This is a genomic window from Acidovorax sp. HMWF029 (assembly GCF_003060895.1).
Classification (GTDB): Bacteria; Pseudomonadota; Gammaproteobacteria; order Burkholderiales; family Burkholderiaceae_C; genus Acidovorax.
Genome location: NZ_QAIH01000272.1, coordinates 1 through 7,353, shown reverse-complemented (window position 1 = coordinate 7,353; position 7,353 = coordinate 1). Strand labels below are relative to the sequence as shown.

At 66.7% G+C, this 7,353-nt stretch carries 7 protein-coding genes; 2 read left to right on the top strand and 5 right to left on the bottom strand.

Annotation, left to right across the window (positions count from 1 at the left end; genetic code table 11):
* Positions 1-144 precede the first annotated feature (144 nt).
* A complete protein-coding gene (locus tag DBR12_RS19075) occupies positions 145-1,101 on the bottom strand; it encodes a phosphoglycerate mutase (RefSeq protein WP_108618689.1) in 957 nt (318 codons plus the stop codon).
* Positions 1,102-1,181: 80 nt separating this feature from the next.
* On the opposite strand from DBR12_RS19075, the gene DBR12_RS19070 reads away from it, so the two are divergent.
* On the top strand, positions 1,182-2,435 hold the full coding sequence (locus DBR12_RS19070) for a lipoprotein-releasing ABC transporter permease subunit (RefSeq protein ID WP_108618688.1): 1,254 nt from the start codon (positions 1,182-1,184) through the stop codon (positions 2,433-2,435).
* Positions 2,436-2,481: 46 nt separating this feature from the next.
* Positions 2,482-3,162 carry a lipoprotein-releasing ABC transporter ATP-binding protein LolD gene (lolD, locus tag DBR12_RS19065; RefSeq protein ID WP_108618687.1) on the top strand — a complete coding sequence of 227 codons (681 nt, stop codon included), beginning with the start codon at positions 2,482-2,484 and terminating at the stop codon, positions 3,160-3,162.
* Positions 3,163-3,425: 263 nt separating this feature from the next.
* Here lolD and DBR12_RS19060 read toward each other — a convergent pair whose 3' ends face one another.
* From DBR12_RS19060 to DBR12_RS19045, 4 genes are all read right to left on the bottom strand, one after another.
* Positions 3,426-4,472, bottom strand: coding sequence for a VWA domain-containing protein (locus DBR12_RS19060; RefSeq protein WP_108618686.1), 1,047 nt, complete (start codon positions 4,470-4,472; stop codon positions 3,426-3,428).
* Between the two features lie 11 nt (positions 4,473-4,483).
* Positions 4,484-5,509, bottom strand: coding sequence for a DUF58 domain-containing protein (locus tag DBR12_RS19055; protein WP_108618685.1), 1,026 nt, complete (start codon positions 5,507-5,509; stop codon positions 4,484-4,486).
* 12 nt (positions 5,510-5,521) lie between these two features.
* Entirely contained in the window at positions 5,522-6,541 is a 1,020-nt protein-coding gene (locus DBR12_RS19050; RefSeq protein ID WP_108618684.1) for a MoxR family ATPase, read from the bottom strand.
* A gap of 24 nt (positions 6,542-6,565) precedes the next feature.
* A partial coding sequence (locus tag DBR12_RS19045) for a S1C family serine protease (RefSeq protein ID WP_199226727.1) occupies positions 6,566-7,353 on the bottom strand: 788 nt, incomplete at its 5' end.

Below are 7,353 nucleotides of genomic sequence, written 5' to 3'. Positions count from 1 at the left end.
GGGGCAGCAGGCGGCCCAGGCCGTCGTCCAGCTCGTCCTTGGCGCGCACGCCACGGGCTGCGTACAGGCGGGCCAGCAGCGGGTGCACACCGGCCTGCTCCAGCGCCCAGGCGGCGCGGGGGGGGATGTCTCTTGCTACTATTTTCATAGCTTGTTGAGCAGGTCTGTCGCGCGCAGAGGCCGAAAAAAGCCTTGAAAACGCCGGGCCAACGAGCGGGGCGCGTTGTGAAAGGCCTGCGCATTGCGATCGCCGCACAGCGTGAGTGACACGGGGGCGCCCGCCTCGGCCTGGCGCAGCAGATCGGCCACCGGGCCTGCATCGAGCGTGGCCCAGGCTTGGGCCCAGGTGCGCCAGTCCTCGCGCAGCGCCGTATCGCGCAGCGTGGTGGGCATGGTGGGCGCGGCGGCGCCCGGCGGGGGGGACGCCGGTAGCGCTCCTGCGCCATGCACCCAGAACGAGTTGACCACCGGCAGCCCGCGCGCCGCGCGCTCGTCATTGAAGGCGTGGGTGTAGAGCAGCATCTGCATCTCACTGTGCAGGCGGTGCAGGGTGCGCGCTTGCTGGGCGTGGGGCATCCAGGCGCGCACGTCGCGCAGCAGCACCCGCTCCAGCGAGGCGGTGGCCAGGTCGGCAAACAGCGGGCCGCTGGCCAGCCAGCGGGTGGGCTGGTCGTAGTGCAGGGTGATGCCGTCCTCGGCAAACCAGGGCGAGATGATGGCGAGCAGTGCGCGCGATGCCGCCTCATCCAGGCCCAGTTGCTCGGGGTCGCGCAGCGTGACGTGGTCGGTGCTGACCTGCCACTGGCAGGGGGTGACAAAGGCCCATGCTTCGCCATCTGTTGATGGGTGCTGCTGGTGGCGGTGCCAGGCAGCCCAGGGGATGTGGCCGTCCTCGGCAGGCAGGCCCAGGGCGCGGGCCAGGGCGCGTTCGTGGGGGGCAGAGAAGCTGGTTTCTTCCCCGCTGTCGCTGCCGGTGGGGTGCGGGCTGAGCCTTGCCAGAAGGCGGTCCAGATGGGGGAGGGCGAGGTTTTGCAGGGCTTGCTGGCATCCCTCAGAAGCGCTCGCGGCGCCAGGGATGAGCAAATGGGTGGTGTCCGACATCCCGCTATTGTCCGGGATGCCACAATCTGCCCCGGCCCGGCCCCGGCATTCCGCTGGGGTGAGGCCTTCTTTCCCATTCCATGAAAATCCCCTACGAACTGGCCCTGGGCTGGCGCTACACGCGCGCGGGCCGCGCCACGCGGCGCAATGGCTTTATCTCGTTCATCTCGGGCGTGTCCATGCTGGGCATTGCGCTCGGGGTGGCGGCGCTGATCATCGTGCTCAGTGTGATGAACGGTTTTCAGAAGGAAGTGCGCGACCGCATGCTCAGCGTGGTTTCGCACATCGAAATCTTCGCCCCCCAGGGCGCCGCGCTGCCCGACCCGGCGCTTACCCTGGCGGAGGCCAAGAAGAACCCGAATGTGATCGGCGCGGCGCCTTTTGTGGCGGCGCAGGCCCTGCTGGCGCGTGGCGAGGACATGAAGGGCGCGCTGGTGCGTGGCATCGACCCGGCCCTCGAAGGTGCGGTGACGGACTTGGCCGCCACCAACGAAAAAACGCTCAAGCTGCTGGTGCCAGGCGAATTCCGCGTGGTGCTGGGCGGCGAGCTGGCCCGCATGCTGGGCGTGCGGGTGGGCGACGCCGTGACGCTGATCGCGCCCGCAGGCCAGGTGACGCCCGCTGGCGTGGTGCCACGCCTCAAGCAGATGACGGTGGCGGGCACGTTTGATTCAGGCCACTACGAATACGACTCGGCCCTGGTGCTGCTGCACCATGAGGACGCGCAGCGTATCTTCCGCCTGGAAGGCCCCACGGGCGTGCGCCTGAAGCTCAAGGACCTGCACCAGGCGCGCGAGGTGGCCCAGCAACTGGCAGGCACGCTGAGCGGTCACTTGCTGATCCGCGACTGGACGCAGCAAAACCGCACCTGGTTTGCCGCCGTGCAGCTTGAAAAACGCATGATGTTCATCATCCTCACGCTCATCGTGGCCGTGGCAGCGTTCAATCTCGTCTCAACCTTGGTCATGACGGTGACCGACAAGCGCGCCGACATTGCCATCCTGCGCACACTGGGCGCCAGCCCGAAAAGCATCATGGGCATCTTTGTGGTGCAGGGCGCCATGGTGGGCGTGATTGGCACGGCCGTGGGCCTGCTGCTGGGCCTGGGCATTGCGTTCAACATCGACGTGATCGTGCCGGCCATCGAACGGGCGCTGAACGCGAGCTTCCTGCCCAAAGACATCTACCTCATCAGCAAGATGCCCAGCGAGCCGCAAAGCAGTGACATCGTGCCGATCGGTGTCATCTCTTTGGTGCTGGCCTTTGTGGCCACCCTGTACCCCAGCTGGCGCGCCAGCCGTGTGAACCCTGCGGAAGCGCTTCGCTATGAATAATGTAGCAATCAAACCAATACCATCAGGCGGCAACGGCCAAAATGTCTTGAAAAATGGAGCGGTGGTGCTGGAAGCCCGGGGCCTGACCAAGCGTTTTACCGAAGGCCGCCTGGATGTGACCGTGCTCAAGGGCGTGGACTTGCAGATCCGCGCGGGCGAAACGCTGGCCATCGTCGGCGCTTCGGGTTCGGGCAAGAGCACCTTGCTGCACCTGCTGGGCGGGCTGGATGCGCCCACCTCGGGCAGCGTGCGGCTCAAGGGTGAAGACATGTCCTCGCTGTCGGCGCAGCGCCAGGGCCAGATGCGCAACCAGCACCTGGGCTTTATCTACCAGTTTCACCACCTGCTGCCCGAGTTCAGCGCGCTGGACAACGTGGCCATGCCGCTGCGCATTCGCCGCCTGCCGCTGGCGCAATGCCATGCCGAGGCGCAGCGGGTGCTGGCGTCGGTGGGGCTGAAGGAGCGTTTGATGCACCGGCCGGCCGAGCTGTCGGGCGGTGAGCGCCAACGGGTGGCGATTGCGCGGGCCTTGGTCACGCGGCCTGCGTGTGTGCTGGCCGATGAGCCGACGGGGAATTTGGACCGCAGCACGGCGGACGGTGTTTTCGATCTGATGCTGCAACTGGCGCGCGACCAAGGGACGGCGTTTGTGATGGTGACGCACGATGAGTCTTTGGCTGCGCGGTGTGATCGGGTGCTGAGGTTGGTGTCTGGGGTTTTGGGGTAATTTTTTGGCTGCTGGCGCCTGTCTGGCAAGCGCTATTAGCTATTGATTTTGTAGTGACTGCTGCGCCGGCGGGCGCATACCCCGGCTCCCGCCCTGCACCCCAGCACGGCATTCAAACCAGCACGGCATTCAAACCAGCACGCCATTCAAGCCAGCACATACAGGCTTCGGCAGGCTCCGCCCGAACGGGTGGGGTAGGAGTCATATGCTGCAAAAACAATAGCTAATAGCGCTTGCCAGACAGGCGCAAGAGCCCAAAATAACTACAAAATCCGCCCATACCACCACACCGACAACCCTGCCGCCAGCACCGCTAGCGCCGCTCCCAGCAACGCCAGCAAAGAAGACACCTCCGTCTCCTTCTTCTCCACCGTCAACCGGGAACTCAGTGTCTCGTACACCTTCTTCAAATCTGCCGCGGTGGCTGCATGGAAATACTCGGCATTGGTGCGTGCGGCCACGGCCTTGAGCGTTTCTTCGTCCAGCCGTACGCGCATGGACCAGCCTTCGAAACCGATGGTCTCGCCCTGCACCGTGCCCACGCCCACCGTGTACACGCGCACGCCCCGGTCGGCAGCCCACTTGGCGGCTTCCAGGGGGTCTACGCCCGTGGTGCGCTGGCCGTCGGTCAGCATGATGATGGCGGCTGAGGTGTAGGAGCCGGGCGCCACCGGGGTGAAGGGCTTGGCTGGGTCCTGCTGCTTGCCGATTTCTTCAATGGGCTTGGGGCGCATGGCCTGCCGCCCCCCCAGCGCGGCGATGTCGATGCCTGCGTCCGGGAAGATGGTGGCCAGCGACAACATGATGCCGTTGCCCGTGGCCGTGCCGCGCTGCAGCTGGAAGCTGTCAATGGCTTTGACCAGGTCTTCGCGGCTTTGTGTGGGCAGCTGCGCCAGCTGGGCGCTGCCCGCAAAGGCCACGATGCCCACGCGCACATGGCGGGGCAGCTCGGCAATGAAGGCCTTGGCGGCGTTCTGGGCTGCAGTGATGCGGTCGGGCTCTACGTCGGCAGCACGCATGCTGCCCGAGACATCCATGGCCAGCATGATGGTCTGCTCTTGCGAGGGCAGGGTGATGATGGCCAGTGGCCGTGCGGCGGCCAGCAGCAGCGCAACGAGGGCCAGCAGGAACAGGGTGGGCGGGATGTGGCGGCGCAGGTTCTGCCGGGTGCCCATGGCTTCGCGCACCAGGGACAGGCTTGAATAGGTCAGCGCGGTTTTCTTGCGCCGGTGCAGAAGCCACCAGTACAGCAGCACCAGCAGGGGCGCAACCAGCAGCAGCCAGAGCAGGGTGGGCCAGAGAAAAACCATGGTGCGGGTCCTCAGGTGGCGTAGTGGGGTTGGGACGCGGTGGAATCCGCAGTCGCGCGGGGCGCCCGCACGCGGCGCTGGCGCAGGTCCATGAAGCGCAGCAGGGTGTCCACCAGGTCGTCGTCGGTGCACAGCTCCAGCGTGTCGGCCCCGGCATGCGCCAGGCCGTCGCGCAGTGTGGCCTCGCGCTCGGCCGCCAGTTGCGCAAAGCGGCGGCGGAAGGCGGCGTCATGGGTGTCCACCTGCAGTTGCTCGCCGCTTTCGGCGTCGCGCAGGGTGATGAGGCCCAGGTCGGGCAGCTCCAGCTCCAGCGGGTCGAGCAGGCGCACGGCTACCACGTCGTGGCGCTGCGCTAGCTGCGCCAAGGGCTTTTCCCAGCCGGGTGCGCTGATGAAGTCGGACACAACGAACACGGTGGCGCGGCGGCGCAGGTTGGCCAGTGCGGTTTGCAGCAGCCGGTGCAACTCGGTGGCTGCGCCGCCGCCCGTGCGATGGGCGGCGGGTGGGGGGGGCGCCAGCAGGCGATGCACCAGGTGCAGCACATGGGCACGGCTGCTGCGCGGCGGCAGCACGTAGTCCACCGTGCGTTCGGCCTGGTGGCTGGCGCCGCCGTACAGCATGGCGCCCACGCGGTTGCCGTGGCGGGTGAGCAGGCGCGAGAGCACGGCCACAAAGCCGGTGAGGATGTCGCGCTTGGCGCGCCCCTCGGGGCCAAAGCTGATGGACGGGCTCAGGTCCAGCAGGAACCAGGCGGTCATCTCGCGGTCTTCGGTGAACACGCGCACATGGGGCTGGTTCAGGCGGGCGGTCACGTTCCAGTCGATGTGGCGTACATCGTCGTGCGGCTGGTATTCGCGCAGGTCGGCCAGGTCCAGGCCACTGCCACGCATCAGGGTGCGGTAGTCGCCCTGCAGCAGGCCGTCCAGGCGGCGGATCACCTTCCACTCCAGCTCGCGCAGCAAACGGTCAGCTTGCCCGGGCAGCGTGGGCAGGGCGTGGACCGTGGCGAAAGAGGATTCAGGCGGCTTTGGGCGCATGGCGGGACTCGGTCAGGCGGCTTTTTGCTCGTGGTGCAAAGGGCGCGCAGGCGCAGGGATCTTGGCCATGATGCGCTCTATGAGCGCGTCGGCATCCAGCCCTTCGGACAGTGCCTCGTACGACAGTGCAATGCGGTGGCGCAGCACGTCGGCGGCCAGGTCGGTCATGTCCTCAGGCAGTACGTAGTTGCGCCCGCGCAGCATGGCCAGGGCCTGGGCGCCCTCAGCCAGGGCAATGGTGGCGCGGGGGCTGGCGCCGCAGGCAATGAAACCTGCCAGGTCTTTGAGGCCATGCTTGGCTGGCACACGCGTGGCGGCCACCAGCTTGACTGCGTGCTGCAGCAGGGATGGGTCCACATACACCGTGCGGCATTCGGCCTGCAGCGCCGCCAGCTGGGTGGTGGTGGCGACGGGCAGCACCTGCACGGGCTTGTCCAGTGCGCGCTGGGCAATCACAAACTCCTCTTCTTCAGTGGGGTAGTCGATCAGCACCTTCATCATGAAGCGGTCCACCTGCGCCTCGGGCAGCGCATAGGTGCCCTCGGTTTCGATGGGGTTCTGCGTGGCCATCACCAAAAAAGGCTCGGGCACCTTGTGGGTCTCGCCCGCAATGGTGACCTGGCGCTCCTGCATCACCTCCAGCAGCGCGCTTTGCACTTTGGCGGGCGCGCGGTTGATTTCGTCGGCCAACAGCAGGTGGGTAAACACGGGACCCAGCGTGGTGCTGAACTCGCCGGTCTTTTGGTTGTACATGCGCGTGCCCACCAGGTCGGCGGGGACCAGATCGGGCGTGAACTGGATGCGCTTGAAGCTGCCCTGGATGGTGCTGGCCAGCGTCTTGACGGTGAGCGTCTTGGCCAGGCCCGGAACGCCTTCGACCAGCAGGTGGCCCTGCGCAAGCATGGCGACCATGACGCGCTCCAGAAAGCGGTCCTGGCCCACCACCACGCGTTTGACTTCGTAGAGCACCTGCTCCATCAGGGTGGCGGTGGCGGCGTTGTTCATGGCGGAGGGAGGTGGCGTGGTTTCCATGGGGCTCCTTGTGGACGGTCGGGGTCAGAAGGGGGGCATGCCAACGGCCGAGGCCGCGTTCTCGATAGGCACCGCAAACCCGATGCCGATGAAGGTGCGCGCAGGTGTGGGGTTGAGGATGGCGGTGACGATGCCCACCACTTCGCCATCGAGCGTGACCAGCGGGCCGCCCGAGTTGCCCGGGTTGGCTGCCGCATCGAACTGAATCAGGTTGCTGAGCTGGCGCTTGCCCTCGGGCGAGGTGAACTCTCGCCGCAGGCCCGACACCACACCCGCGGATGCAGAGGGCCCGATGCCAAAAGGGAAACCCACGGCCACTACGTGGTCGCCGGGGCGCAGATTCTGGGTCGAGCGCAGGGTGGCGGCTTCCAGGTCGTCGGGCACCTTGTGGGCCTGAAGCACGGCCAGGTCGTTCTCGGGCTGGGCACCGGTGATGCTTGCGGTGGCCTCCAGCCCATCATGAAAGGTGATGCCGATGCGGTCGGCGCCCGCCACCACATGCAGGTTGGTCAGGATGACGCCCTTGTCCACGATGACCACGCCCGTACCAATGCCGCGCTCGACTTCTTCCTTGCCGTTCTTGCTGCGACCGTAGCCCACCACGCGCACGATGGACGGCGCGATGCTGTCCACTGCACGTGCAGCGGCCGAAGGCGGCGTGGTGGTCTCCAGTGTGCGCAGCACGGCGGCGTCAATATCGTCCTGGGTGATCTTGCGGGCGGTGGGGTTGCGGTGCTGCCAGGCGCTGGCCGCCAGGAGGGCCGCCAACAGCAGCACGATGGTCCACAGGGCCCACAACTGGCGCCTGACAG